This window comes from Acinetobacter sp. YH1901134 (assembly GCF_013416965.1).
Taxonomy (GTDB): domain Bacteria; phylum Pseudomonadota; class Gammaproteobacteria; order Pseudomonadales; family Moraxellaceae; genus Acinetobacter; species Acinetobacter amyesii.
This window is the reverse complement of sequence record NZ_VPEW01000014.1, coordinates 52,470-79,149: the sequence shown is the minus strand read 5'-3', so window position 1 is coordinate 79,149 and position 26,680 is coordinate 52,470. Positions and strand designations below refer to the sequence as shown.

Genomic DNA, 26,680 nt, shown 5'->3' with positions numbered 1-26,680 from the left:
CAGAAGACCAAGTCACAGTACAAAGCTTCTTTGACAGCAATGGCGCGACGGCCTACCGTATTGACCAGATTTTATTTGCCGATCAAACGGTGTGGGATGTTGAATACATTAAACAGCAGATCCTTGTACCAACCGAAAGCAATGACACAATTCAAGGCTACAGCAGTAATGATGTGCTGAGTGGTGAAGCCGGAGCTGACCTGATTTATGGCAACAATGGTTCTGATCAGCTGTATGGTGGAACTGGCGAGGATAAATTATATGGCGGAACTGGAGATGACTATTTAGAAGGTGGTGCTGATAATGACCAACTTTATGGTGGTTCAGGCAATGATATTCTGGTTGGTAGTGAGGGTGATGATACTTTAGAAGGTGGAGCCGGCAACGATACCTATATTTTTGCAGCCAACTTCGGCCATGACATCATTAACAATTATGATAATACTGCAAGCCGTCAAGATGTTATTCAGTTTACAGATGGTCAAGTCCAAACAGATTTTACTTTCCGTCGTATCAATAATGATTTAGTAATCCGTACATTAGATGGTGAAAACAGCATCACTGTGCAAAATTATTTCCAATCAGATGCTTTGGTTACTTATCGTATTGATCAAATCCAGTTCTCAGATGAGATGATACTTGATGTTGAAGCGGTGAAGGCCTTGGTACTTCTTGGTACTGAAGGCACAGACATTCTTCAGGCATATGCTTCAGGAAGTACGATTTCCGGTGAAGCGGGTGACGATCAGATTTATGGCAACACTGGCTCTGATCAGCTGTATGGCGGAACTGGACAGGATAAATTATATGGCGGAACTGGAGATGACTATTTAGAAGGCGGGGCCGATAATGACCAACTTTATGGTGGTTCAGGCAATGATGTTCTGGTCGGTGGTATGGGTGATGATACCTTAGATGGTGGAACCGGCAATGATACCTATATTTTTGCAGCCAACTTCGGCCATGACATCATTAACAATTATGATAATACTGCAAGCCGTCAAGATGTTATTCAGTTTACAGATGGTCAAGTCCAAACAGATTTTACTTTCCGTCGTATCAATAATGATTTAGTAATCCGTACATTAGATGGTGAAAACAGCATCACTGTGCAAAATTATTTCCAATCAGATGCTTTGGGTACTTATCGTATTGATCAGATCCAGTTCTCAGATGAGATGATACTTGATGTTGAAGCGGTGAAGGCCTTGGTACTTCTTGGTACTGAAGGCACAGACATTCTTCAGGCATATGCTTCAGGAAGTACGATTTCCGGTGAAGCGGGTGACGATCAGATTTATGGCAACACTGGCTCTGATCAGCTGTATGGCGGAACTGGCGAGGATAAATTATATGGCGGAACTGGAGATGACTATTTAGAAGGCGGGGCCGATAATGACCAACTTTATGGTGGTTCAGGCAATGATGTTCTAGTCGGTGGTATGGGTGATGATACCTTAGATGGTGGAACCGGCAATGATACCTATATTTTTGCAGCCAACTTCGGTCATGACATTATCAGCAATTATGATAATTCGGCAAATCGTCAAGACATTATTCAGTTTACAGATGGTCAAGTCCAAACAGATTTTACTTTCCGTCGTATCAATAATGATTTAGTGATCCGTACATTAGATGGTGAAAACAGCATCACTGTGCAAAATTATTTCCAATCAGATGCTTTGGGTGCTTATCGTATTGATCAGATCCAGTTCTCAGATGAGATGATACTTGATGTTGAAGCGGTGAAGGCCTTGGTACTTCTTGGTACTGAAGGCACAGACATTCTTCAGGCATATGCTTCAGGAAGTACGATTTCCGGTGAAGCGGGTGACGATCAGATTTATGGCAACACTGGCTCTGATCAGCTGTATGGCGGAACTGGCGAGGATAAATTATATGGCGGAACTGGAGATGACTATTTAGAAGGCGGGGCCGATAATGACCAACTTTATGGTGGTTCAGGCAATGATGTTCTGGTCGGTGGTACAGGAGATGATCGCCTGGAGGGCCAAGATGGTGATGACGTCCTGCAAGGTGGTGAGGGTGATGATACCTTAGCAGGTGGAACCGGCAATGACACACTCATTGGTAGTGAAGGCAACGATACACTGGAAGGTGGAGCTGGTAATGATATTTATCAGTTCGAAGCAGGTTGGGGTCAAGATATCATCCTATATGAATATAAAAATGAAACTGATAAGGATACGATAGCATTTATAAATATAGACCCAGACAATCTTATTGTCAGAAAAGTCGGCCAAGATATGGTGATTACTCACCGCATAACGGGTGATCAGTTAATTGTTCAATCTCAATTTAGCGATTCATCCAATAAGCCTATTAATCTAGTCCAGTTTGATAATAACGTAGAATGGAATGAAGCTGATCTTGATATACAGGCAGTCAAAGGTACAGAGCTAGACGACGTTATTGAAGGCACAACAGACAGTGATGTTATCCATGCTGGTAATGGCGATGACATTATTTACGGCAGTTCAATTTATACAGATTCACCAGAAGCCCAATATTTTGTTTATGGCGAAAATGGTAACGATAAAATCTATGCATCCGGGTATTTAGATGGCGGAGATGGAGATGATGAGATTGAAGGTGCTGGACATCTACTTGGTGGAGCAGGAAATGATGTTCTTAATGGGCATGGTATTTTAGAAGGACAAGCTGGAAATGATATTTTAACGGGTCAAGGAAAATTGTATGGTGGAGATGGTACGGATCAATTAATTTTAATAGGTTTGGATGATAACCAAGCAGGATTGCTTGATGGTGGATCAGGGGATGATGTTCTAGTTGTTGATATTAATCAGATGCATTTTGTAGATAGTTCCAATGAGAGTGAATTTATTTTGGATGCTGATGGTTATCATGTCATTCTAGATCCTGAACTGACAGAGGCGCAGCGTGCAGTCTATATTGAGGGTGGTCAAGGTAACGATACTATTTATGGTTCATTTGGGGATGAAGTCTACCTGTTTAATTTAGGTGATGGTCAGGACACGATTATTGAGCGTCCAGCAGGTCAGAACTATAGTAATGTCGCTGTATCATTTGACGTATTGCGTTTTGGTCAGAATATTGCAACAACTGATATTAGCCTGCATCGTTTTGGTGATGATTTGCTTATTCAGCATGGAAATAATGTTGATCAAATTACAGTCCAAAATTATTTTGTTGGCGGTCATCATAAGATTAATGAAATCCAGTTTGAAGATTTAACGATCTGGAATAATAGTTATATTGAAAATCATGTAACGTATCATGGTACAGCTGATAATGACGAAGTATGGGGGTATAGAAATACCCATGAAACTTTCGAAATGGGGGCTGGTAATGACAAAGTTTATGCTGGTTCAGGCAATGACATTATCTATGGTCAAGAGGGTGATGATACGCTTTGGGGGCAAACTGGTAATGATACGTTATATGGCGGTGCAGGCTCAGATTACTTGGAAGGAAATGAGGGGAATGATGTCCTACATGGCGATGAGGGTAATGATACGCTGTATGGCGGTGCTGGTGACGATTCTATCTATGGTGGAATTGGTAACGATAGACTGAGTGGGGGAGCTGGAACAGACATCTTGAATGGTGGTGAAGGTGATGATGAGTATCTTTATTACTTGACTGATGGCCCTGATGTGATTGATCAAACTGGAGGCGGAACAGATGTCTTGTGGCTGATGGACTACGGCATTACTCCTGACCGTATTAGCTTCAACAAAGATGGCAACGATTTAATCGTAATCATTGATCAAAATGCTAACCAGTCTGTACGAATTGTGGATCATTTCCTTGGAGGTGAAAAGGCGATTTCATCAGTTAATGCAAATAACCAGATTCCAATCTCTGCAAAGGATATCGAGGGAATTATTAAAGCCCAAGCATATGGTGGACTCTATGATACGGTTCTTGAAGGTACCAATAATGCTGAAACCATTTATGGCACTTCAGGAAACGATCTGATTCAAGGTCTGGATGGTAACGATACGATTTGGGCTCAGGCAGGTAATGATCGTGTGGAAGGTGGTGCCGGTAATGACTATCTAGATGGCGGGGCTGGTGATGATTCAATCTACGGTGGAATTGGCAACGATACACTGATTGGGGGAGCTGGAATTGATACCTTAGATGGTGGTGCAGGTGATGATAAATACTATTATTACTTGGCTGATGGCGCTGATGTAATTGATCAAACTGGTGGTGGTACTGATGTCATCTGGTTGATGGATCAAGGTATTACGGATGATCGTATAAAATTTACTAAAGAAAATAATGATTTACTCATTACGATTGATAACAACTCAAATCAATCTATCCGGGTGAAAGATCATTTCTTAGGTGGAGAAAAAGCGATTTCATCCGTACAACCGAATGGTGGCTATACGATTACAGCAGCCCAAATTGCAACTAAGGTTAACAATAATGGTGGGGAAGAAACACCGAATGTAGCTGGTGATACAACGTATAACTATAGTACTGGTGCCTTAACAATTACCGAACAGTCTGGTACAGATAAAATTGTATTTGCTAGCGGCATTACTCTCAGCCAAATTAGTTCTAACCTGACCAAGTCTGGAAATGACTTAATCATTAAGGTAAATGGAAGCACTACTAATATTGTTACAGTGAAGAACTTCTTCCTTGCAGGTGATTATTTGGTTGAATCATTCCAAACAGCAGCAGGTGAGCAGATTACAGCGAGCCAAATTTTTACTGCGTATGGATTGACTATACCAGGTACTGGTAGTGAAACACCAAACCCAGTAGGTGACACTACTTATAGCTATACGAGTGGTGCTCTAACCATTACTGAACAGTCAGGTACAGACAAAGTTGTATTCGCAAGCGGTATTACCTTTAGTCATATTAGTTCTAATTTGACTATGTCTGGAAATGATTTAATTATTAAAGTAAATGGAAGTACTGCCAATATTGTAACTGTGAAAAATTTCTTCCTCGCAGGTAATTATTTAGTTGAAACCTTCCAAACAGCAGCTGGTGAACAAATCACAGCAAATCAAATTTTTACTGCATTTGGTTTAACAATGCCTGGTACTGGAGGCGGAGCAGCTAATGCGGAAGGCGATACTACATATAACTATACTTCAGGTGATCTTACTATTACTGAAGTATCAGGAAATGACAAAGTTGTATTTGCGAGCGGAATCACATTTAGCCAAATTGGTAATTATCTGACCATGTCAGGTAATGACCTCATTCTTAAAGTCAATGGAAGTACAACAAATAAAATTACGGTAAAGAATTTCTTCCTTGCTGGTAATAATTTAGTTGAAACCTTCCAGTTTGCGACAGGAGAAGAAATTACGGCTGACGATATCTTTGGAGCTTTTGGTCTGACATTGCCATCAACTGGTGGTGGAACAGAAACAGGATCATCTGAAGTCGAAGGTGATACAACTTACGAATATACAACTGGAGCTTTAATGATTAATGAGGTCTCCGGCAATGATAAAGTCGTCTTCAAAAATGGTATTACATTTAGCCAAATTGGTAACTACTTGAATATGTCTGGCAATGACTTGATTCTGAAATTGGATGGTAGTAATACGAATAAAGTCACTGTTAAGGATTTCTTCTTAGGCGGTGATTATGTTGTTGAAACTTTTGCGTTCGAAACTGGAGGCCAAATCACAGCTAGCCAGATTTTTGGAGCATTTGGGTTAACTATGCCAGCGGCAACATCATTGACAAGTGTGGAAAGTTATAGTTTTGATAATGAAAGTAGCATGTATTCAGATGATGTTTATCAAAATTCTGGTGAAAATAGCCCACTTAATGCTGAATATTTTGTCCAAAGCATAATTATTGGTGATGCAGGCGATAATCTATTTATCAGTGATCCAGCTGTGAGTGAATTATTTATAATGAATGATGGTCAGGACATTATTAAGTTGTTGCAAAATGCATCAGGTGTAACTGCTATAGACTATGTCAGTGACTTTAAAATATCTGAGGACCAATTAGACTTTTCTGAGTTCTTAGATAACAGTCAAGTTAACTCGTCGAATCTTAATGAGTTCTTAAATATTTCTTATGATGAAACTCTTAAAACTAATACTATAAGTGTTAATGATAGAGTTAATGGTAATTCTCAAGAACTGTTAATATTAACAAACCAGACTGAATATTTATCTGTTCAAGACCTGCTCTTAAATCAGTCAGTAGTTTACTAATGACTTTAAGAGTTTAGTGAGACTTGATAGAGGGCGGTTAACCGCCCTTTATTTATTTGGAGTTTTATATTCTAAAACTTTAAGAGGTCATAGAAAGAGTATCAATTGATTAAGTTATTCTTTGATCATCCCAATAACACGGTACTACAATCAAATGGTTCTCATGTAACCGCGACCATAATCGGACACCTAAATCCCGCTGCATATTTTGGACAGTGAAATTGGAAATCAGCAGTGTGGATTTCATGTTGTCATAACGTCTATATAAGACCTTATGCACCATTTCTAGGCGTTTTTCGTGCCGGTCATGCAGGCCATATTCATCAATCACCAATAAATCAAAACTAGAGAAATGGTCGATGACTTCTTTCTCAGAGCGTGAAGCATCTGACCAGGTATCCATCATTTTTTGAGCAATTTCTGCACTGGTATAGTAGCGTGCAGATTTTGTACTGTTATGCAGAATGTTGCGAATAATTGATGCACTCAGATGGGTTTTACCTGTACCTGGTGTACCAATCATCAACATGTTCGGGTTGTGGTCAGAAATAATCTGCTGTGCAAAGGCCTGACATAGCTTGATGGTATTGTCTTGTTCAGGGCATGCAACTACATAATTCTTGAAACCACGATCCAGGTAGCGTTTATTGAGCCCTGAATTTTTGATTTTCTGTTGTAGCAATCGCTGTTGCAGTTCATCCTCATAGGCTGCATGAGAGTGATGGACGGTTTCTTTGGCACATAATTTACAGAGCCTGTGACCTGCAATTTTCATCAGGGGTATATGGTGGGTAGGGCAAAGCTCTTTCATTAATTCTGCGTTAAACTGAAGCATTCTAGGCGTGGTATTCATTAAAACCTCCTCAAATCCATTTTGAATTTTCTAAAAAATCTTCATTTTTTGGGTCAAAATTTGAAGATGAAGATGAAGATGAAGATGAAGATGAAGATGAAGATGAAGATGAAGGGCATGGTTCAAGTATGGCTTGAGTAATGCGTAGGGTATCCTCAATAGATGCTGGAGCATTTTCTTGTGGTTGTTTGGGGTGTGCTTGAGCATTACTTGCGGATTTATTCCAGCGTGCTTGAGCAGCATTTTTTGCTTTATTAGATTTCATTTGCTGGTTTTGTAATGCCTGATTCTTTAAATTAGTTAAGAAGTCTGAACAAATTTGTTCAGATTCGACTTCAAATAGTTCTAATACCATGAGCATTTTCAGTAAGCTTTTAGCTTTTGTGTGCTGTGATAATTTGGTGATACTGCAGACAGTAGCTAGATCATGAGGAATAGCACCATTTTTCCAGAAATCCATCATCAACAGCAACGTTGCACCTATTTGCTCAGCGGTCATTCGTGCAAATTTTGCCTGTAAGTCGCCAATATAGAGTGGCATCCAAATTGAAATATTTTTATGCATGGTTTTTTCCCTTTTTATGGGTATAGAGGGGCTAAGGTCACCGATTAGATGACCTTGTATGTTTGTTTTATGAGTGAGCGAGACTCATTAACCGGATGCGGGCCTGTCGGGCTAAATCATCGTAATGGGCTTGTCCATCATCCAGCATTCGCTGTAGCCAAAGTCTCAATGCCTGATGATCATCGAAGCATTTGTTAACTTTCAGCAAAAAGGCCAGATTGTGCAGTTTGGGAATGTGTAGCTCATGAATGAGTTCACGAGCGACCATATCTGCTTCAGGGCTGACGACTACACCACCAAAGAAAGCTTTATTATTCATGTGCAAGCTCCTCAGTATTTAGTTTTTCCAGCATGGCTTCAAATGCACTGCCATCACGACGCGTAACATTGGGGATGTAACGGCTATAGACTCGGAACAGCATTTCAGTGGTCGTATGTCCCAGCTGGCGTGCAATCCATTCAGGATTTTCTCCAGCAGATAACCAAAGTGTGGCAGCTGTGTGGCGTGTCTGATAAGCGCGACGAGGAGTTAATCCCAAAAAGCGCAGGATAGGGTGCCATACACGCTTATTAACTAAGCGGTAGTCTAGGGGACCGCCATCACGGTTGCAGAAGACGAAGTCCGATTTTCCGTTGTTGAGGCTTTTCTGTTGAAGAAATGCTTGATACACCCGCTCACTCATTTGAATGGTGCGGTCTGATCCATACGTTTTTGTTCGACCTAAAACACCATTCACAAGCGCTTGACGGATATGGATTTCTCGACGTTGTAAGTCAATGTTTTTCCATTGAAGGCCATCAATTTCACTGGTACGCATGCCTGTAAAGAATCGGATTGTGTAATAAGGTTTAAAGTCGTCGCGAACAGATGTAATAATTCGCTGAACTTCTTCAAGAGAGAAAGGTGTGACTTCAATCCGACCTTCTTTCAAACTTTTTATGTTTTTGTAAGGACTATCAAAATCATATCGTTCGGATGCGCTATCTAGTATCATACGAAGTGCTGTCATAATCTGGTTGATTCGTGATGGTGAAAGGCATTCTTGGTTATTTCCGTATGTCACTTTGGCGAGAGATGAACGGAATCCAAGGATGTCTGACTTTTTGATGTTAATAACGGGAATTGTTCCAAAATATGGAGTTAAATATTTTCGAATAACAATCCTAATTTTTTCTGCATAGCTGCTACGCCATTCAATTTCTTTGTCAGCAACCCATATTTCACAATACTTAGAAAAAATAGGTGTCTTAGAACCTACTGCATTGATTAGGTTTTCGGCATCTTTAATTTCTGCTAGTCGAGTGCTTTTGGGAAAATATTTAGCATAATCAAATACACCCAAGAGCATTTCAGCTTCCATACGTTCAATCGCTTTTTCAAGTTTTTTACGATTGTTAGGTGTATCTTCCATTGCAGTTGTTTCACGGCAACGCTTATTTAAGTAGCGAAAATCAATTGTAAGCTTGCCGTATCTTGTACGGATTGAGGCCATGTGATTGAACTCCTATTGTAGTTGTAGGCTATGAAGAGAGCCGAACGAGGTTTTTGTCATATCTTCCTCAATGCGTTCCCAAACAAAAAGAATTTTGCGCCCACCAAATGGGCGAATGTAATGAACGCCTTCAAGTAAGACGCTATCTTTGAGTTGATTTCGGATAGTACGCTCGTTGTAATGAATTCGTTCCGAAAGTTCTTTTGTAGTAAGATACGTGAAGTTCATATGTATATCCTTTTAAAAAGTATCACAATGATGTTATTTAAGATTACAATGCAATACTATAAGCATTTAATACATCATGCAAGTACTTTATTACACAATGGTGGTAATTAATGATAGTTTGCAATTTGCCAGTCTTATTAGCAGAACGCAGAATGAAGGTTGCGGATGTTGCGCGTGAAACAGGGATGAGTAAAACCACTCTGCATAAACTTTATAATGGTCAATCGACTCGTATTGATTTTGAAACTATTGAGAAGCTCTGTTTATTATTGAATGTAGAGGTAGGAGATCTTCTGAAATTACAAGTTGAAGAATCTTAAGACGATGAAATATTTATGAAATTAAGGTGACCAAATTTGGTCACCTTAATTTTTTTAGAGTATTTTTGATTGTGGGACAAGTAAGTAGATATTGAGTAAGTAGGGCTGAATTATAAAAACTTAAAATGATCTGTATTTATCGAGAGTTTTATTGCGTGACCAAATTTGGTCACGATCCTATTTGATCTTGTAAAAATATTGAATTGAAAATAATAGAAGTCTAATGACATAGAAATTTTCGGTGGAATAATTTTTTAAGCAGTTTTAGAAAGGGTTTCTTATCTTTTTGATTTATTGAAGGCACTTTTTGGTCACTTATGGTCACCATGCAAATTGAAGACGTTGGGATAGACGTTATTTGAAAGCAGTCTAAAAGGCTTTCTTATTTTAAAAAACCTAATAAAATCAACAATAAAAAAGCCCCCATCTTTTGATGGGGGCTTTTTGAATTTGGAGCGGGAAAGGAGACTCGAACTCCCGACCCCAACCTTGGCAAGGTTATGCTCTACCAACTGAGCTATTCCCGCGGAGTCTATCCTGTTTTTTTACTAAAAAACTGAATCAAAAAAAATTTGGAGCGGGAAAGGAGACTCGAACTCCCGACCCCAACCTTGGCAAGGTTATGCTCTACCAACTGAGCTATTCCCGCGGAGTCTATCCAATTTTTTAAATAAAAAACCGAATGAAAAAATTTTGAGCGGGAAAGGAGACTCGAACTCCCGACCCCAACCTTGGCAAGGTTATGCTCTACCAACTGAGCTATTCCCGCATAGCCACGTATAATACATTAAGGATTTTTCAGGTCAATAACTTTATGAAAAACTGTGCATCGTTTGCATAAAATAAAAACAATTTGTTTGAAAATTGGAATATTTTTGCAGGTCAAAGGCTTCCATTTTGATGAAATCATGCAATTCAGGCGGTTTCAGCAACTTTGCGACACAAGAACTTCAACAAATACAGGCTATACTAAGACCAGTTGAACCTTTTTTGAATTTGGGAGAGCCGTTTTGAGTTTAGAACAGCAATTAATTGAGCGTCTACAGACATTAGCGCCTACACATCTTGAAGTGGTGAATGAGTCCGCAGGTCATGGTGGTTATTTCCCAGGTAAAGAGTCGCATTTTAAAGCGGTGATTGTGAGTGAGGCTTTTGCAGGCTTACGTTTGGTGCAACGTCATCAAAAAGTCTATGCCGCAGCAGGTGATTTACTTAGTCCGGGGCAAATTCATGCCTTGGCCATTCATGCTTTTTTACCCGAAGAATGGAAAGGTCAAGACACCACTAGCCCTGAATGTGCGCATGCACCTAAGTCATCTTAAGGTAAACCATGGAAACGCAATTAATCATTAAAATCATTCATATGTGTGGCGTGGCTTTAGGCTGTGCTGCCATTTTCATTCGTGCTTTTACGCTGTTTAAAGGGACGCAGGGCAATTTACCGAATCCATCAGGTCGTAAGTTTTTTGTTGCATTGCAACATGGCTCAATGGCTTTAATTGCTGTGACAGGGATTATCTTATTGTTTATGAAGAACTTTGACGTGCAGCCATGGTTCTATGCCAAAGTTGTACTATTTCTAGCGCTGCTGTCTTCTTTATCCAAAGCGTATAAAAAAGATGATAGTGTTTTATTGGTTCAGCGCCGTGCGGGCTTATTTATTGCAGCTGTTGCACTTATTTTCATCATTACATTGGTTATAATCAAACCAGTTTTTGGATAAATGGCTTATCCACATGGCCGATTTCAAGGCTTGAGTAGAAAAACAAAGATTAGAGGGTTTTGAATGCGTACGCGTGTGGTATTTAACCAAAAAGGTGGTGTGGGGAAATCGAGTATTACGGTCAATTTAGCGGCGATAAGCGCGCACCAAGGTTTAAAAACTTTGGTGATTGATCTCGACCCTCAAGCCAATTCAAGTCAATATTTGTTGGGGGATGATGCGACCTACTCAGCAGATAAGCCCGCACTTGAACCCAATATTGAAAATTATTTTGAAGAAGTCTTGGGGACGCAACAAAGTAAAGGTTTGTTGGGAAATGCCATTGGTTCGATTTTAAAAAATCGTACTAAAGGTCTAGAAAGCTATGTACATCAATCACCGTTTAAAAATTTAGATGTAATTCCTGCAAGCCCAAATTTGGGTGCGTTAGCACATGCCTTAGAATCTAAGCATAAAATTTACAAACTGCGTGATGCTTTGCAGCAGATGAGCGGTCAATATGATCGAGTGTTTATTGATACACCGCCGGCCTTTAACTTTTTTACTTTATCTGCGTTGATTGCGGCAGATCGCGTGCTGATTCCATTTGACTGTGACGTGTTTTCAAAACGAGCTTTACAGACCCTGATCGAAAATGTGTTGGAAACGCAGGATGATCATAATGATCGTTTGGAAATTGAAGGCATTGTGGTCAATCAATTTCAAGCACAGGCGAAGTTACCGCGTGAAGTTGTACAACAACTCAAAGATGAAGGTCTTCCTGTATTGGACAGCATGTTACCGCCTTCAGTGCTGATGAAAGAATCTCATCATAAAAATCAACCTTTAATCCATTTGGCTGCAGATCATAAATTGACGCAAGCCTATCAATCATTGTTCAATGAAATTGAGCAAAAGTAGTATCGAGAAAAGTATGAATGCACTTAAATGTGGTCTAGTTGCTTTCACTGCTGTTGTATTGGGTGCATGTGCAAGTACGCCTAAACCAAGCTATGTTTCACCTACACAGTATCAGTCTTTGAGTTGCCAACAATTGCAAAGCGAATACAACCGAATCCACGACTATATTCAAAATGGTGTAGAAACGCCGAAGCGCACAGGCGTTGGTGTCGGTGTTGGCCTTGGTGGTGGCTGGGGCAGCCGTGGAGGTTGGGGAATTGGTCCGAGTATTTCGGTCAATATGGGACAATCTTCAAATACCAAACGTACCGAACTTTCACGCGTTCTAGGTGAGCAAGAAGCGATTGTACAGGCAGCAAAATTTAAAGGTTGTCCGATTATTGTTCGCGCAAATTCGGCTACCGCAGCAAAATCATAAATGGATCATGGGCAGGGGCTCAGGCCTGTGCTATGAGAAAAGTGTAATAAAATTTGTCAGTAGGTGAGGCGTCTACTGGCATTTTTTTTGAGTCAAATAAACTGCACTATTTAGAGCCAATAAAATATTTAAATCTATGAAAAAATTAAATTAAATATTATTGGTGTATTTCAATACCTCCTTCTGGTCTTGAACATTCAGCGTGAGTGCATTGACTTGTACAAGGATAAAACTGATCTAGCACGTACTTGTTTTTTTAAATTCATTTCGGCTAAGGTGTGCGCTTTGAAACATTGTCTGGGTATTTATGATTGAGAGTTGGCTTTTTGTATTGGCAATGATTGCGGTGATGATGACACCGGGACCTAGCAATGCACTAATGGCAAGCTCTGCACATCAACAAGGCATTGCAAAGACCTGCATGCTGATTCCTGCAGAATTATTGGGCTATTTCTATGCCATTAATTTGTGGGCGTTGATTATTCATTTAAGTGCCCCAGTGTGGCCGAATTTAATTCACTTGCTGCATTTTCTCAGTATTGCCTATGTATTATGGTTGGCTTTTCATTTGTGGAAATCGACGCATTTACATCAGTACAATCAAAAACATCCTTCAATTCAACCACGTGAATTATTTATTTCTTCATTAAAAAATCCGAAAGCCTTGCTTTTTGCTGCAGGTATTTTCCCGATTGAAACTTGGGCTAGCCCATTAAATTTTATTTTGGTTTTCGCTGTATTTAGCGTGGTTTTGCTGCCTGTTGCGTTGTTTTGGATGTCATTTGGACGAACGATTTTGGCGGGTAAGACCCAAAAAATTAAGGCCGATCTTCTGTATAAAGGATCGGCCCTGATGCTGATTTTATGTATGTTTCCTGTGGTTTTACGCTTTTTTGCTTAAAGGCGTTCACCACATCGGTTTATTTCTTTAATTTTGCTCGAATAAAACCAATTACACCCGGTAAAACACTAATAATAATGATGCCGAAGATCAGATGGGTGAAGTTATCTTTCACGATTGGCATATTGCCAAATAAATAACCCAAAGTGATAAATGAGCCAACCCAGCAAATCGCACCAATCATGTTAAAAGTCAGGAAGTACTTGTAGTTCATGCTGCCTGCACCTGCGACAAAAGGCGCGAAGGTTCGTGCAAAAGGAATAAAGCGGGCAAAAATAATGGTTTTACCACCATGTTTTTCAAAGAATTTTTGCGTATTCACCAAATGTTGACGGTTAATGAAGCGTGATTCAATTTCAAAGACACGTGGGCCAATATATTTACCAATATGGTAGTTCAGCGTGTCGCCCAAGACTGCCGCGATAAACAGCAAAATCACCAAAACCCACGGATCCATGGCACCTGTTGACGCAGCGAGCGCGCCTGCTGCAAACAGAAGACTGTCACCCGGTAAAAAGGGCATGACCACTAAACCGGTTTCAACAAAAATAATCAGGAACAGAATTGCATAAATCCATACGCCATAATTGGTAATGAACTCGAGTAAATGGTCATCAACATGTAGTATAAAATCAATCAGTTCCATGGGGCTTATATGCGTAAAATAGTGGTCTGATGCTATCAGTCTGGGGCAGCAAAGTCAGTATTAAAACGTAATTAATTATCAGTAAAATCGTTCTATATATGGAATGATGAGTATTATAAAAGCATATTTAAAGAGAATAAGAAACGACCTAATCTAAGCACATCTTTTGAACAGTATTAAAAATAGGTTTCAGTATGTTTAATCCAAATTTGATGGTGAAAAATCTGAGTCAACAGCCGCAAATCAATTCGGTAGTCAGTCTCGTTGCACGTATATTAATGGCTTATATTTTTATTGTGGCAGGTTGGGGGAAAATTACGGCTTACACTGCAACAGCAGGTTATATGGAGTCAATGGGTGTGCCAGCTGGACTTCTTCCAATTACTATCTTAGTCGAGTTGGGTGGTGGCTTAGCTTTATTGTTTGGTTTTCAAGCGCGTTTTGCGGCACTGGGTCTAACCGTATTTAGTTTAATCACTGCATTTTTATTCCATGGTGGTGCTGAAGATAGCATTAACTTTATGAAAAATTTGGCGATGTCTGGCGGCTTATTATTTCTCATGCTGCATGGTGCTGGTCAATTTAGTTTTGATCATTGGATTGAAAAATCAAAATAAAGTTGTCATGAATCCGAGCATCCATCAAAGCGGCCTTCTGCCGCTTTTTTCATGTCTACCGCTGATTGAAAGCGGATGGGTAAAGTCCTGAAATGTGTTGTAAAAAACACCGTTTGGCTTGGGATTTTTGCCCCTGTCCGAATAGTGTGCGAAAGTCCAAGAAAAATGTTAGAATACGGCGCTTATATTCGTTGCCTGCATAGTTGTTTGCCATGACTACCAATACCCAAATTACTGAAGACCGTATCCTGATTTTGGATTTCGGTTCTCAATATAGTCAGCTTATTGCACGTCGTGTACGTGAAGCTGGTGTTTATTCAGAAATGTACGCATTTGATATGTCTGAAGAAGACATTCGTGCATTTAACCCAAACGGGATCATTCTTTCAGGTGGTCCAGAAAGTGTTCATGAAGAAGGTAGTCCGCGCGCACCACAAGTTGTATTTGAACTTGGTGTACCTGTTTTAGGTATTTGCTATGGTCTACAAACCATGTCAGAACAGCTTGGCGGTAAAGTTGAGCCAGGTACTGTGCATGAATTTGGTTATGCAGAAGTTGATATTAAAGTCCGTGATGCTTTAATTGGTGATCTTGAAGATACCAAAGACCAATTAAAAGTGTGGATGAGTCATGGCGATAAAGTGACTCAAATTCCTGAAGGTTTCCAAATCACTGCAAGCACACCAAGCTGCCCAGTAGCGATGGTTTCTGATGAAAAACGTCGTTTCTACGGTATCCAATTCCACCCAGAAGTGACACACACTGCGAAAGGTGCTGAGTTATTGTCTAACTTCGTACATGGCGTATGTGGTTGCCGTAACTTGTGGAACTCAGAAAACATCATCGATCTTCGCGTAGAACAACTTCGTGAGCAAATTGGTGATCAAAAAGTTCTATTGGGTCTTTCAGGCGGTGTCGATTCATCGGTTGTAGCTGCACTTTTACACCGTGCGATTGGCGACCAATTGACTTGCGTATTTGTAGATAACGGTTTACTTCGTTTGAACGAAGGCGAGCAAGTGATGGACATGTTTGCGAAAAACATGGGTATCCGCGTGATTCGTGCCGACGCTGAAAATCGCTTCTTAACAGCGCTTGCTGGTGAAGTTGATCCAGAGAAAAAACGTAAAATCATCGGTCGTGAATTCATTGAAGTTTTTGCTGAAGAAGCACGTAAGCTTGACGGTGTGAACTTCCTTGCTCAAGGTACTATTTACCCAGACGTAATTGAATCTGCGGCAAGCAAACAAGGTAAAGCGCACGTGATTAAATCACACCACAACGTGGGTGGTTTACCAGAAGATTTAGCATTCGAATTGGTTGAGCCAATCCGTGATTTGTTCAAAGATGAAGTTCGCCGTTTAGGTACAACACTTGGTCTTCCATTTGAAATGCTTTACCGTCATCCATTCCCAGGCCCAGGTCTAGGTGTACGTATCCTTGGTGAAGTGAAAAAAGAATATGCTGACATCCTTCGTCTAGCAGATGACATCTTCATGCAAGAACTTCGCGCAAGCGGCTGGTATGACAAAACTGCACAAGCATTTGCCGTATTCCAACCTGTGAAATCTGTGGGTGTCGTAGGTGATGGCCGTCGTTATGCATGGGTAATCGCGCTTCGTGCTGTAGAAACTGTGGACTTTATGACTGCACGTTTTGCACACCTTCCTTATGATCTTGTAGACAAGATTTCTACACGTATCATGAACGAGATTGCTGAAGTTTCTCGTGTTGTTTATGACGTATCGTCTAAACCACCTGCTACGATTGAATGGGAGTAATTTAGGGATTTCAAGAAGCGAAGCTTCTTGCCTAAATTACGCCAAGAGCTATGCTCGCGGCAGTTTTGGATTTCAAGAAACAACGTTTCTTGCCTAAATTACACCGAGAGCTATGCTCGCGGCGATCTAGGGAAATCTAGATATTTCTAATAAAAAAGGACGCCTCGGCGTCCTTTTTTATATCTCAACATTCTATTTATAAACAATTGACCAACTACTATCGCTTTCATTATTCGGTTCAGCTTTAGGCTTTGCTTTATGGGTAAAGCTTTGCCAAGACTTCGTCGATTTACGTTCGGGTTTCATGCTTGAATCATAGCGCTCTACACGGTTACGGCCATTTTCTTTTGCCTGATACAGCGCAATATCCGCTTGCTTAATCAGTTCAGTTAAATTTTGTTTATGTGATTTAAGCTGTGAAACACCAATGGAGACGGTAAATTGGATCGGGTGATTTGCGACATTCAGCAATGATTGATTTTGAAGCGTTAAACGAATACGTTCCGCGATCAACATTGCATCTTGTATTTGCGTTTCAGACAGAAGCACAATAAATTCTTCACCACCAAAGCGAGCCAAGACATCTTTTTGGCGCATTTCTTTGCGGGTGGTTTCAGCGATACATTGCAGTACTTGGTCACCAACATCATGCCCGTAATTATCATTAATATGTTTAAAATGATCGACATCAAACATCAATAAGCAAGTACTTGCAGGCGTTGGCCATTCATGGATACGGTGCTCAGCCAACTGAACAAACTGACGACGGTTGTATAACTGGGTGAGCTCATCTGTATGTGCTAAATTTTTCAGTGTATGCATATTCCAGTCGTCAAGTAGGGTACGTAAAAAATGACGACGTGCATTGAGTGTATTGTTCCAACTCATATGCAGGCTGATCATCCAAACAGGAATAGACACCACCACAAAAATCAGTGCTTCTTGCCATGATAAAAGCTGACTCACCGCAAAATACACCAATAGCGAAATGAGGCCCGAACAATACAAGGCGGGCTTAAATTGTATTTGTACGCAGACATTGGCAATCAAGATAAAGATCGCTGCACCATAGATATAGGACGAGACCATTGGGCTATCTGAAGCCAATAATAAGCCAATCCAAATCGCGGTGCTACAGACCGTCCCAATCGGTAAGATCATGTCGAGCACACGAATATCTTTTTTGTATTTAAACAGATAGAAGCTGACCAATAGGGCAGCAATAATCATGGCCACTCGAGAAAGACCTGACCAAAAGAACATGTCAGGGATAATAAAAATGTCAGCAAAGAAATAAAGAAGAAATGTAATCTGCGCCATGTAATTCACTTGACGTAAATAAGGTAACTGATGGGCATACTGATGTTGTAGAAAATAGTTTCTAAACTGCGTAGGAATACGTGCAAAAGGATCTGCAATGGCTTGTTCAATCTCGGCACGATTGGCAAGATCACACTCAGAAAGTTTCAAAGTATGATTATGATTTTTACGAACTTTCTGAGCAGACGAATTAGTCCGAGAACTCATTCGTACATCAACAGACATGTCCCTTCTCCATAAATGGCTCAGGAAAATTATGAATAAAAAATATACAAAAATATCTACCTGAAACTAGGGATTTTTCGAATGAATGATAAAAAAATCGTCTGTTGAATGTTACAAAATATATTATTAACTTGCTGTTTTATAAGTTGAAATTTGATTGCGTCCTGCAGATTTTGCTTGGTAAAGTGCCTGATCGGCCATGCGAATTACACTTTGTAAATCTCGGTTTTTTTGACCAAATTCGGCAACACCAATTGAAACGGTAAATTTAAGTTTTTGTAGTGTATCAAGTTCTAAATAATCATCGGCTATTGCCCGTCGCAGACGTTCGGCAATGTCTTGAGCCTGACGCAGGTGTGTCTGCGGTAAAAGAATAATAAACTCTTCACCGCCGAAGCGGGCAATGATGTCTTGACTACGTAAGGTATGTCGGCACGTTTCGGCAATTTGTTGTAAAACATGATCACCAATATAGTGCCCAAACTGATCATTAATATTTTTAAATTTGTCGACATCAAAAATCAGTAATGAAAGCGGCTGTAACGGTTTGGACTGATGATGAATATGATAATTGGCAAGTTGAATAAATTGACGGCGATTGTTTAAGCCGGTCAGCACGTCGGTATGCGCCATAATATTGAGCGCTTCACGGTTCAACTGATCGAGTTTACTGTGTAAAAATACAATTCTAGATTTTTGCGTTGAATTCCAACTGATATACAAACTAAATAACAACACGGGCGAATAGATCAAGATAAACAGTTGCAGTTGATGGATATTGCCAGAAATGGCGAAATATACCCCAATCAGTAAAATTAGACTGATACATAGAGAAATGAGCACAGCAGCCTTAAAGCGGATTTGCACACATAAATTGGCTAACACAATAAAAACCAAAGATGCATATAAATAGATCGGCACATCGGGGCTATTGGATAAATTGAGTAGGCTAAACCACAGCGCAGAAGCACCAACGATCGATAGGGGAAGCATCAAGTCAAAGAGTAAAATGCTCTTGCTATATGTATAAATGCCCCATGTGATGCCCATCATCAGTAAGGTATAGGCCGTTTTTAAGCCTATCGCGAGCAAACCCACATCGGGCAACATAAACCAATCCGCTATGGCATAAGAGAGATAGGCCAATTGTGCAACGATGTTGACTTGCAAAAAGAATTTAAAAAGTTGACGACGATGGTAGTGGAAAAATTCTTGACGAAATTGAGCAGGAACGCGAACAAAGGTTCCTTTCAAGGCTTTTTGGATCAGTGCACGTGATTCTTTCTTATACTCATTGATCATGCAAGATTACCGATGGGGGAGCATGGCTTGTATGTAAGTTTATGTAACTTAAATAATCTATATCATTTTTATTTAAAATTAAACACGTAATTTCAATAATTTGAGAATTATTTGGTATTGTTCGGTCAAAAGTGAGTGTTAATTTGTGTTACTTAAATTTACATTTCACGTGATTTGAACAAGTAATTTTGCATATGGTGTTGTCTAAATAAGCATCGAAAATTGTTATGCTGTATGTCATATTAGGCAACAAAAAAACGATTGTCCTATCTCTGTGATTCAGCGTATTAATGACAGCTGAAGAAGATTGAGTTAATGCAGATATAATGGAAAAAATGCATAGCTCTAGCCGGTAGTCCTTGCATCGGCTTAGCCAAATTTAGGGTAAGAATATGACTAATACTAATTACACAGAAATATCTCATTCTGATGATTGTGAAAAATACGTCAATCAGTTCATTCAAGAATTTCCACTGCGCCGTGCTGAAATTGGTCAAGGCACAGTGATTAAACGAGCTTTACCAAGTCGTCATAAACGAATGATTGGTGCATGGTGTTTCCTTGATCATGCTGGTCCAGTGCATTTCCCTCAAGGTGATGGCTTAGATGTTGGGCCGCATCCACATATTGGTTTGCAAACGTTTACATGGATGATTGATGGCACCATGATGCATACCGACAGTTTGGGCACACATCAGTTAATTCAGCCCAAACAAGTCAATCTCATGACAGCGGGTTATGGTATTTCGCATACTGAGGTTGCTCCAGAGTCTGAAACACAAATGCATGCTGCGCAGCTTTGGATTGCATTGCCAGATGACAAAATCAATATGGCGCCCCAGTTTGACCATTACCCAGAGTTGCCTGTGGTGACACAAGACGGGATTGAATTGACGGTATTGGTGGGTGAATTTTTACAGACTAAATCGCCGGTAAAAGTGCATAGTGAATTATTGGGGGTCGATCTGCGTAGTTCGGAAAGTCAAAGTACCGTCTTGCCGCTCAATCCAAAATTTGAATATGGCTTTATGGCCCTCGAAGGGACTGCCACTATCAATGGTCACGAGCTAAATGAAGACAATATGGTGGTACTTGAGCCGGGCTTAACCCAAGTCAAAATTGACCTACATGCAGGTGGCCGTGTTTTATTATTAGGAGGTGAACCTTTTGAATCACCGATTCTGCTGTGGTGGAATTTTGTGGGGCGCACACAAGAAGAATTGAATATTGCCCGTGAGCAGTGGATTAATCAGGACGAACGCTTTGGCTCTATTCCAGACTATGATGGTCCACGACTAGAAGCACCGGCTTTCCCTGATAAAATGCGTCCATCACGTTAACTTAAAAATAAAAATGAACAGCCGTACCTGTGGTGAAAATGGTGCGGTATAACCATGAGGGAGTCATTATGGGTATCGTCGCAACGGCAACAGTAAACACCTTAGAAGCACCGTGGTCAGGTGAAATTCAGAGTGGAAAACATCAACTTATTACCGATAAGCCCGAATCATTTGGCGGCGGGGACTTGGGTTTAGCACCGTATGATTTACTGTGCGCATCCTTAATCTCATGCACAATGATTACCTTGCGCATGTATGCAGCACATAAACAAATCCAATTGGGTGAGTTTCGTGTCGAGGCAGACTTTTGTGCGAACCGTGAAGGAGCTGAATGGGTTGAGCGACGCCTGCATTTTCAAACATCCTTGGATGCAGAGTTAGAGCAAAAAATCTTGTCCATTTGTGAAAAAACCCCAGTGACAAAAACTTTATTGCGCAGTGTAGACATTAAAACCAGTCTAGTTTAATTTAAATGCAGGTCGCTGCTGTACTGTGCAAAATTTAGTTTTGATACAGATCCAAGCTGTGATCTGACACTTTTTATGATTTAACTACTTCAAAATAATAATGGCATGCCAGAAATAAGAAAATTTTAGACTTCATATAGGAGATGAACCCATGCGGGTGCTACATCATCTAGAAAAATCTCGTTCATTTCGTATTTTATGGGCAATGCAGGAATTAGGACTGGATTATCAGGTTCAGTTTTATCTGCGCCAGCCAAATTTGTCTGCTCCCCCTGAGCTTAAAGCCATCCATCCTTTAGGGAAGTCGCCCATATTGCAGGATGATGGACTGGTCTTGGTAGAATCTGCAGCGATCTTGGAGTATTTACAAGAGAAGTATGATCGGCATGATTTTTTTGCAGCCAAGGCGGAACATTCAAAACAACAATATCGCTTTTGGATGCATTATGCCGAAGGTTCTCTAATGCCGTTGTTGGTGATGCAGTTGGTCATGAGCAATGTGCCACGCCATGTACCTTGGGTCATCAAACCCGTCGCTAATCGAATTTGTGATGGGGTCAAAAAAGGTTTTGTACGACCTCGCTTAAAAGAACATATCGAGTTTTTAGAAAACCATTTAGCGGAAAATGAATATTTTGCGGGACCGTTTAGCTTTGCGGATATTCAGATGACGTTTCCATTAGAAGCCGTCATGACCAGAACTCAAGGGCGATATCCACAAATTCAGGCTTTCTTACAACGGATGCAACAGCGTCCTGCATATCGCCGTGCCAAACAACAAGAACAACAGTTGGAAGCACAGCAAGACCGGCGGGATGATTCTGCTTAGCTCACATGATACAAGCGTTCTTTAGGGAAGACGACTTTAAACAGCGAACCACGGTTTTCTTTGGACTCAATTTCAAGGTGTGCCTGATGTTGCATCAAAACGTGTTTCACGATGGCAAGACCTAAACCTGTTCCTCCCGTTTGGCGACTACGTGCGCTGTCCACACGGTAAAACCGTTCCGTTAAACGGGGTAAGTGTTTCGGGTCAATCCCGATACCCGTATCTTCAACGGTAAAATAACCATGCGTACCATCATCATGCCACCCAATGGTCACAGTACCGCCTTTGGGGGTGTATTTAATTGCATTGGTGATGAGGTTACTAAAGGCACTCGCCAATTCCATATCTGATCCGATCAGGTCACAGTGACTATCAATCTCGAGATTCAGTGTATGTCCATAATCCACATTGTAAGCATGTGCATCGTCATATAGTTGGTTCATTAGGCTGGGCATTTCAATGATTTGATTTTTAGCAACTTTTTTATCATTTTCCAGACGAGATAATAATAACAAGTCATTAACCAAAGCATTCATACGGCGGGTTTGAGACTGCATTTGATCGAATGCGCGTTTCCAGCGTGGATTTAAATCTTCCTGATCGGTAAAGGTTTCGATATAACCACTTAAAACCGTAAGTGGTGTGCGTAGTTCATGTGAAATATTATCGACAAAGTCTTTACGCATTTGCTCAAGGTTATGCATGCGCGTGACGTCATAAGCCACCAATAAACGACTTTCGCGACCAAAACGGGTTAATTTGACTTGTACATAATGGTCTTCAAATACCGATGATTTCATTTTTAAACCATCGGGGGCTAAATCGATATTGGTAAAGTATTCGATAAAACTAGGCTGTCTTAAAATACTTAAAATATTGCGCCCTTGATCGAGCTGTTGAATCCCCAAAAGCTTTTCTGCGGCAGGGTTCCACCATTCGATTTGGTGTAATTCATCAATCAATACCACAGCTTCAGCAAGTGCCACTAAGGAAGATTGAGCGCGGTCGATCAGACCAACCATTTCAGCTTGTACAATGCGTTCTTGACGCTGCGCACGGTATACATTAAAGAGCAAAGCCCCCCAAATACCGTCTAAATTTGGCGGGACATCATAGGGACGATTTGAAATCCATTCGTTGACTAAGTACAGCGAACGCATTTGCAATGCAAAGAACACTGCAAAGGCGATTAAGATGCAGATCCATAAGTACCCGATACCAAAGCCGATGAGTGCAGCAATGAGTAGGAAAAATGCCAGAAGTCTCAAATCCTGCTTGGCAAAAGTCCATAAACTGCTGTAACGGAATTTTTTATGTTCACTGGCAAGTTCAGGGACGGGATACGGTTCGTACATAGAAAATTAAAGACCTAAAATGACTAACCCATCACAGCGTCTGCACGGGTAGAGAAACGGTAACCTGTACCACGAACAGTTTGGACATAACGATCGGCTTGGAAAGGTTCAAGAACTTTACGCAAACGACGAATATGCACGTCAATGGTACGGTCCTCAATATACACGTTTCCACCCCAAACCTGATCTAATAATTGAGCACGGGTATAGGCACGTTCAGGATGAGTCATGAAGAAGGCCAGTAGACGATATTCAGTCGGTCCCATATCTAAAATGGTGTTACCAAAGCTGACACGTTGGCTGACTGGATCGAGGATTAAACCATTGGCATCAATGGTTTTTTCACCCCCCAATGCATTTGAGCGACGTAGCACCGCTTTAATGCGTGACACCAACTCACGGGTGGAAAATGGTTTGGTCATGTAGTCATCTGCGCCCGCGTCTAGACCTTGGACTTTATGGTCTTCTTCGCCGCGCGCAGTGAGCATGATGACTGGAATCTCTGACAAATTTTCATCGCGTTTTAAACGACGACATAGGTCTACACCACTCACGCCGCCAGGCATCATCCAATCTAATAAAATCAGTGCAGGACGCTGATCCACAATCATTTGGTGCGCTTGTTTGGCATCTTCAGCTTGCTGACATTGAAAACCAGCCATATCCAGTGAAGTATGGATCATTTCCCGAATCGGGAGTTCGTCGTCGACGATTAAAATATAGTCATCTTTCACAGCGCAATACCCTATTTTATGTAAACGGTAGACCGTTTTATATTTATGACAGGCTTATTACAAAGATTAATTATGACAGTATCATTGCAAAAATGATCTTTCATTGGGGTTTAGAAAGAAATTGTGACAATTTAAATCCTGAAATATTCAACAACATGGGCTTTGCATCATGCTGTTGTCACAAAAAAATCATTCAAAAAATTGTAAAGATCAGTGTTGAGGCCAAAATTTATTTACTGGGTTTTTCAGAAAAAGCATCCAACAAGGCCAAAAAGACCACGCTACATGACGATAAAACCTCATCAATCGGCTGTTTATAACCACTCATGACCCAACGAATCGCGATTTGAGTGACATAACCATTGAGACCAGTTGCGACCATCGAAATTTCACGTTCTGAACGATCAATATTCGGCATCATGAGCATGACAAAGGCATGAATCATACGGTCAAAGCGCATCATAGTTTCATGAATCGTGGCTTGGTTATGTAGCTCTTGTACCAACATAGCATCGATGTAAATGATGCGCGCCATACGGGGATTATTTTTTAAAGTTAACAGTAGGGCGGTTAAACCTGCTTCAATCATTTTTTTAGAATCGGTAGATGCTTGCATGATGGCTTGCATCACATTTTGTTGCAGTTCATCGATTAATTTTAAAAAGATGGTCTGGAACAGTTGCTCACTTTTCTTAAATGATTCGTAAAAATAGCGTTCGGTCAGCTTGGCTTCCAAACAAATATCTTTCACAGTCACGGAAAAAAAGCCATGTGTACCATAGGCTTCTATACCGGCTTCAATCAGTTTTTCACGTCGCGCTTGCTTACGTTCACTGAGAGAAAGCCCTTTAAATTGACGTTCCTTCACATTTTTTGCCTGTTGTTGTTCTGTGTGATTTGTTGCATCTGTCATGAAAATATACGCTGAACTAAAGCAGAATTTTGTCTTATTTTAGCAATAATTTCAGTTTAAACCTATGTTTAAGCATTGGCGATTTCAACAGCTTACACGTCCTAAGATGACATTGACAATATGTATTGTCAAATCTATATTAAGTCGACGAACTGCACACATTGGCAAATGAGATCACGCTGTGATAAAGCCAAGCGGCAGCATAAAGGAATAAGGAATCACAATGAAAAACTTCAAAAATAAAGTGGCTGCCATTACAGGTGCAGGTTCAGGTATTGGTCAGCAATTGGCTGTGCTTTTGGCGAAACAAGGCTGCCATCTGTCTTTAAGCGATGTGAATGAACAGGGTCTAGCTGCAACCGTTGAATTGGTTAAAGCCAGCAATGTACGTGTAACGACGCAAAAACTCGATGTGTCAGACCTTGCAGCAATGAAAGCATGGGCAGCACAGACCGTTAAAGATCATGGTTCCGTGAATATGATTTTTAACAATGCGGGTGTGGCATTGGGTACGACCGTTGAAGGGGCAAGCTATGAAGAACTGGAGTGGATTGTCAATATTAACTTTTGGGGCGTGGTTTATGGCACCAAAGAATTTTTACCGTATATCAAGCAAAGTGGTGAAGGTCATATCATCAATATTTCCAGCTTGTTTGGCTTAACAGCACAGCCGACACAGTCGGCATATAATGCCACTAAATTTGCAGTACGTGGTTTTACCGAATCTTTACGCCAAGAATTGGATATTGAAAATTGTGGCGTGAGTGCGCTATGTGTACATCCGGGCGGGATTCGTACCAATATTGCCAATGCCGCAAAAATGAATGACAGCTTGAAAAGTTTAGGCATGAACCCACAAAAATCGGCACAGTCCTTTAATAAATTCTTGCGTTGTCCACCTGAAGAAGCGGCTCGTCAAATCATTGAAGCAGTACAAAAAGATAAGCGCCGTTTATTGATTGGTAATGATGCAAAAGCGATTGATTTAATTCAACGTTTGCTACCGACGGGTTATCAAAAATTAACTGCCATGGCGACTAAATTTGGTCAATAAGCGGTAATTAAAATCAATTGAAAAGAGCCCACGTCAGTGGGTTTTTTTATGCTCTAGTAATATCAGAAGCGCAATTTGATCCAAATAAAAGAACGATACGCGGTAGTGTCATCCGCAATTGTTTGAGACAAGACGACTTTTAATCACAAATGTTTTTGCGATCCTTTGAATCATTTGATGGTATTGATCGAGTTTTGTCGGTGAGGTGTATTGCACCGCAAGATGGTTTCCTTGCGAAGCACGCTTCTCATTTTGTCGAATGAGAAACAACGTTTCGTAAGAGTACCTCCAGCCGAAGGCTAATCCCGTTATTCAATCCCTAGATGTAAGACTCCATCGAATAGATTTAAAAATCATTTTAAAAATCCGAAATTACTTTTACAGGCGTAACATCAGTTATTAAAAGCCCAAAGCGTATTTCTTATTTCATAAAATGAGATATAAAAATGGAAATAACTGATGATTTGAAATAAGCAACTGT

At 40.5% G+C, this 26,680-nt stretch carries 24 protein-coding genes and 3 tRNA genes; 13 read left to right on the top strand and 14 right to left on the bottom strand.

Features of this window, described 5'->3' with window-relative positions:
* A partial coding sequence (locus FTV50_RS13650) for a calcium-binding protein (protein WP_180024732.1) occupies nucleotides 1–6,215 on the top strand: 6,215 nt, incomplete at its 5' end.
* A 109-nt stretch (nucleotides 6,216–6,324) separates the two neighbouring features.
* Here FTV50_RS13650 and FTV50_RS13645 read toward each other — a convergent pair.
* The 5 genes from FTV50_RS13645 to FTV50_RS13625 form a co-directional block, all read right to left on the bottom strand.
* The gene (locus FTV50_RS13645) at nucleotides 6,325–7,068 is read right to left on the bottom strand and encodes an ATP-binding protein (RefSeq protein WP_180024731.1); all 744 of its coding nucleotides are present in this window, start codon (nucleotides 7,066–7,068) and stop codon (nucleotides 6,325–6,327) included.
* Nucleotides 7,069–7,078: 10 nt separating this feature from the next.
* Nucleotides 7,079–7,633, bottom strand: a complete 555-nt coding sequence (locus FTV50_RS13640; RefSeq protein WP_180024730.1) for a DUF1376 domain-containing protein — start codon at nucleotides 7,631–7,633, stop codon at nucleotides 7,079–7,081.
* A gap of 67 nt (nucleotides 7,634–7,700) precedes the next feature.
* The gene (locus FTV50_RS13635) at nucleotides 7,701–7,952 is read right to left on the bottom strand and encodes a hypothetical protein (protein ID WP_180024729.1); all 252 of its coding nucleotides are present in this window, start codon (nucleotides 7,950–7,952) and stop codon (nucleotides 7,701–7,703) included.
* The gene (locus FTV50_RS13630; protein ID WP_180024728.1) at nucleotides 7,945–9,126 is read right to left on the bottom strand and encodes an Arm DNA-binding domain-containing protein; all 1,182 of its coding nucleotides are present in this window, start codon (nucleotides 9,124–9,126) and stop codon (nucleotides 7,945–7,947) included. Before FTV50_RS13630 ends, FTV50_RS13635 begins: the two co-directional genes overlap by 8 nt.
* A gap of 12 nt (nucleotides 9,127–9,138) precedes the next feature.
* Complete coding sequence (locus FTV50_RS13625) at nucleotides 9,139–9,354, bottom strand: hypothetical protein (RefSeq protein WP_004684369.1); 216 nt, start codon at nucleotides 9,352–9,354, stop codon at nucleotides 9,139–9,141.
* 110 nt (nucleotides 9,355–9,464) lie between these two features.
* On the opposite strand from FTV50_RS13625, the gene FTV50_RS13620 reads away from it, so the two are divergent.
* Nucleotides 9,465–9,674, top strand: coding sequence for a helix-turn-helix transcriptional regulator (locus FTV50_RS13620; RefSeq protein ID WP_176536932.1), 210 nt, complete (start codon nucleotides 9,465–9,467; stop codon nucleotides 9,672–9,674).
* Between the two features lie 451 nt (nucleotides 9,675–10,125).
* On the opposite strand, the gene FTV50_RS13615 is transcribed toward FTV50_RS13620, so the two are convergent.
* From FTV50_RS13615 to FTV50_RS13605, 3 genes are all read right to left on the bottom strand, one after another.
* Nucleotides 10,126–10,201 (bottom strand) — tRNA-Gly (locus tag FTV50_RS13615).
* A gap of 46 nt (nucleotides 10,202–10,247) precedes the next feature.
* Nucleotides 10,248–10,323 (bottom strand) — tRNA-Gly (locus FTV50_RS13610).
* A 47-nt stretch (nucleotides 10,324–10,370) separates the two neighbouring features.
* Nucleotides 10,371–10,443 (bottom strand) — tRNA-Gly (locus FTV50_RS13605).
* Nucleotides 10,444–10,684: 241 nt separating this feature from the next.
* Here FTV50_RS13605 and FTV50_RS13600 point away from each other — a divergent pair.
* The 5 genes from FTV50_RS13600 (at nucleotide 10,685) to FTV50_RS13580 (ending at nucleotide 13,616) form a co-directional block, all read left to right on the top strand.
* The gene (locus tag FTV50_RS13600; RefSeq protein WP_078191519.1) at nucleotides 10,685–10,996 is read left to right on the top strand and encodes a BolA family transcriptional regulator; all 312 of its coding nucleotides are present in this window, start codon (nucleotides 10,685–10,687) and stop codon (nucleotides 10,994–10,996) included.
* An 8-nt stretch (nucleotides 10,997–11,004) separates the two neighbouring features.
* On the top strand, nucleotides 11,005–11,397 hold the full coding sequence (locus tag FTV50_RS13595; protein WP_180024727.1) for a SirB2 family protein: 393 nt from the start codon (nucleotides 11,005–11,007) through the stop codon (nucleotides 11,395–11,397).
* Nucleotides 11,398–11,460: 63 nt separating this feature from the next.
* On the top strand, nucleotides 11,461–12,297 hold the full coding sequence (locus tag FTV50_RS13590; RefSeq protein WP_180024726.1) for a ParA family protein: 837 nt from the start codon (nucleotides 11,461–11,463) through the stop codon (nucleotides 12,295–12,297).
* Nucleotides 12,298–12,310: 13 nt separating this feature from the next.
* Nucleotides 12,311–12,715, top strand: a complete 405-nt coding sequence (locus tag FTV50_RS13585) for a hypothetical protein (RefSeq protein ID WP_078191516.1) — start codon at nucleotides 12,311–12,313, stop codon at nucleotides 12,713–12,715.
* 307 nt (nucleotides 12,716–13,022) lie between these two features.
* A complete protein-coding gene (locus tag FTV50_RS13580; RefSeq protein WP_168378830.1) occupies nucleotides 13,023–13,616 on the top strand; it encodes a LysE family translocator in 594 nt (197 codons plus the stop codon).
* A gap of 19 nt (nucleotides 13,617–13,635) precedes the next feature.
* Here the strand turns inward: FTV50_RS13580 and FTV50_RS13575 are convergent, their stop codons facing one another.
* A complete protein-coding gene (locus FTV50_RS13575) occupies nucleotides 13,636–14,262 on the bottom strand; it encodes a DedA family protein (protein WP_078191514.1) in 627 nt (208 codons plus the stop codon).
* A gap of 194 nt (nucleotides 14,263–14,456) precedes the next feature.
* Here FTV50_RS13575 and FTV50_RS13570 point away from each other — a divergent pair, with 194 nt between their 5' ends.
* Together FTV50_RS13570 and guaA are read left to right on the top strand one after the other, a co-directional pair.
* Entirely contained in the window at nucleotides 14,457–14,879 is a 423-nt protein-coding gene (locus tag FTV50_RS13570; protein WP_180024725.1) for a DoxX family protein, read from the top strand.
* 212 nt (nucleotides 14,880–15,091) lie between these two features.
* Nucleotides 15,092–16,660, top strand: coding sequence for a glutamine-hydrolyzing GMP synthase (gene guaA / locus FTV50_RS13565; protein ID WP_078194056.1), 1,569 nt, complete (start codon nucleotides 15,092–15,094; stop codon nucleotides 16,658–16,660).
* Nucleotides 16,661–16,852: 192 nt separating this feature from the next.
* On the opposite strand, the gene FTV50_RS13560 is transcribed toward guaA, so the two are convergent.
* On the bottom strand, nucleotides 16,853–18,187 hold the full coding sequence (locus FTV50_RS13560; RefSeq protein WP_257223921.1) for a GGDEF domain-containing protein: 1,335 nt from the start codon (nucleotides 18,185–18,187) through the stop codon (nucleotides 16,853–16,855).
* A 144-nt stretch (nucleotides 18,188–18,331) separates the two neighbouring features.
* A complete protein-coding gene (locus FTV50_RS13555) occupies nucleotides 18,332–19,507 on the bottom strand; it encodes a GGDEF domain-containing protein (protein ID WP_180024723.1) in 1,176 nt (391 codons plus the stop codon).
* Between the two features lie 392 nt (nucleotides 19,508–19,899).
* Between FTV50_RS13555 and FTV50_RS13550 the strand changes: the two genes are divergently transcribed.
* From FTV50_RS13550 to FTV50_RS13540, 3 genes are all read left to right on the top strand, one after another.
* Entirely contained in the window at nucleotides 19,900–20,847 is a 948-nt protein-coding gene (locus tag FTV50_RS13550; protein ID WP_180024722.1) for a pirin family protein, read from the top strand.
* Between the two features lie 68 nt (nucleotides 20,848–20,915).
* The gene (locus tag FTV50_RS13545) at nucleotides 20,916–21,314 is read left to right on the top strand and encodes an OsmC family protein (RefSeq protein WP_180024721.1); all 399 of its coding nucleotides are present in this window, start codon (nucleotides 20,916–20,918) and stop codon (nucleotides 21,312–21,314) included.
* A gap of 151 nt (nucleotides 21,315–21,465) precedes the next feature.
* Nucleotides 21,466–22,143, top strand: coding sequence for a glutathione S-transferase family protein (locus FTV50_RS13540; RefSeq protein WP_180024720.1), 678 nt, complete (start codon nucleotides 21,466–21,468; stop codon nucleotides 22,141–22,143).
* On the opposite strand, the gene phoR is transcribed toward FTV50_RS13540, so the two are convergent.
* The 3 genes from phoR to FTV50_RS13525 form a co-directional block, all read right to left on the bottom strand.
* Nucleotides 22,140–23,498 (bottom strand): phosphate regulon sensor histidine kinase PhoR, encoded by a 1,359-nt coding sequence (phoR, locus tag FTV50_RS13535; RefSeq protein WP_180024719.1) that lies wholly within the window; start codon nucleotides 23,496–23,498, stop codon nucleotides 22,140–22,142. The genes FTV50_RS13540 and phoR overlap by 4 nt on opposite strands.
* A gap of 23 nt (nucleotides 23,499–23,521) precedes the next feature.
* Complete coding sequence (gene phoB / locus FTV50_RS13530; protein ID WP_078194048.1) at nucleotides 23,522–24,232, bottom strand: phosphate regulon transcriptional regulator PhoB; 711 nt, start codon at nucleotides 24,230–24,232, stop codon at nucleotides 23,522–23,524.
* Nucleotides 24,233–24,461: 229 nt separating this feature from the next.
* On the bottom strand, nucleotides 24,462–25,145 hold the full coding sequence (locus tag FTV50_RS13525; RefSeq protein ID WP_078191503.1) for a TetR/AcrR family transcriptional regulator: 684 nt from the start codon (nucleotides 25,143–25,145) through the stop codon (nucleotides 24,462–24,464).
* Nucleotides 25,146–25,368: 223 nt separating this feature from the next.
* Between FTV50_RS13525 and FTV50_RS13520 the strand changes: the two genes are divergently transcribed.
* On the top strand, nucleotides 25,369–26,199 hold the full coding sequence (locus FTV50_RS13520; protein WP_078194047.1) for an SDR family oxidoreductase: 831 nt from the start codon (nucleotides 25,369–25,371) through the stop codon (nucleotides 26,197–26,199).
* Nucleotides 26,200–26,680: the final 481 nt, after the last annotated feature.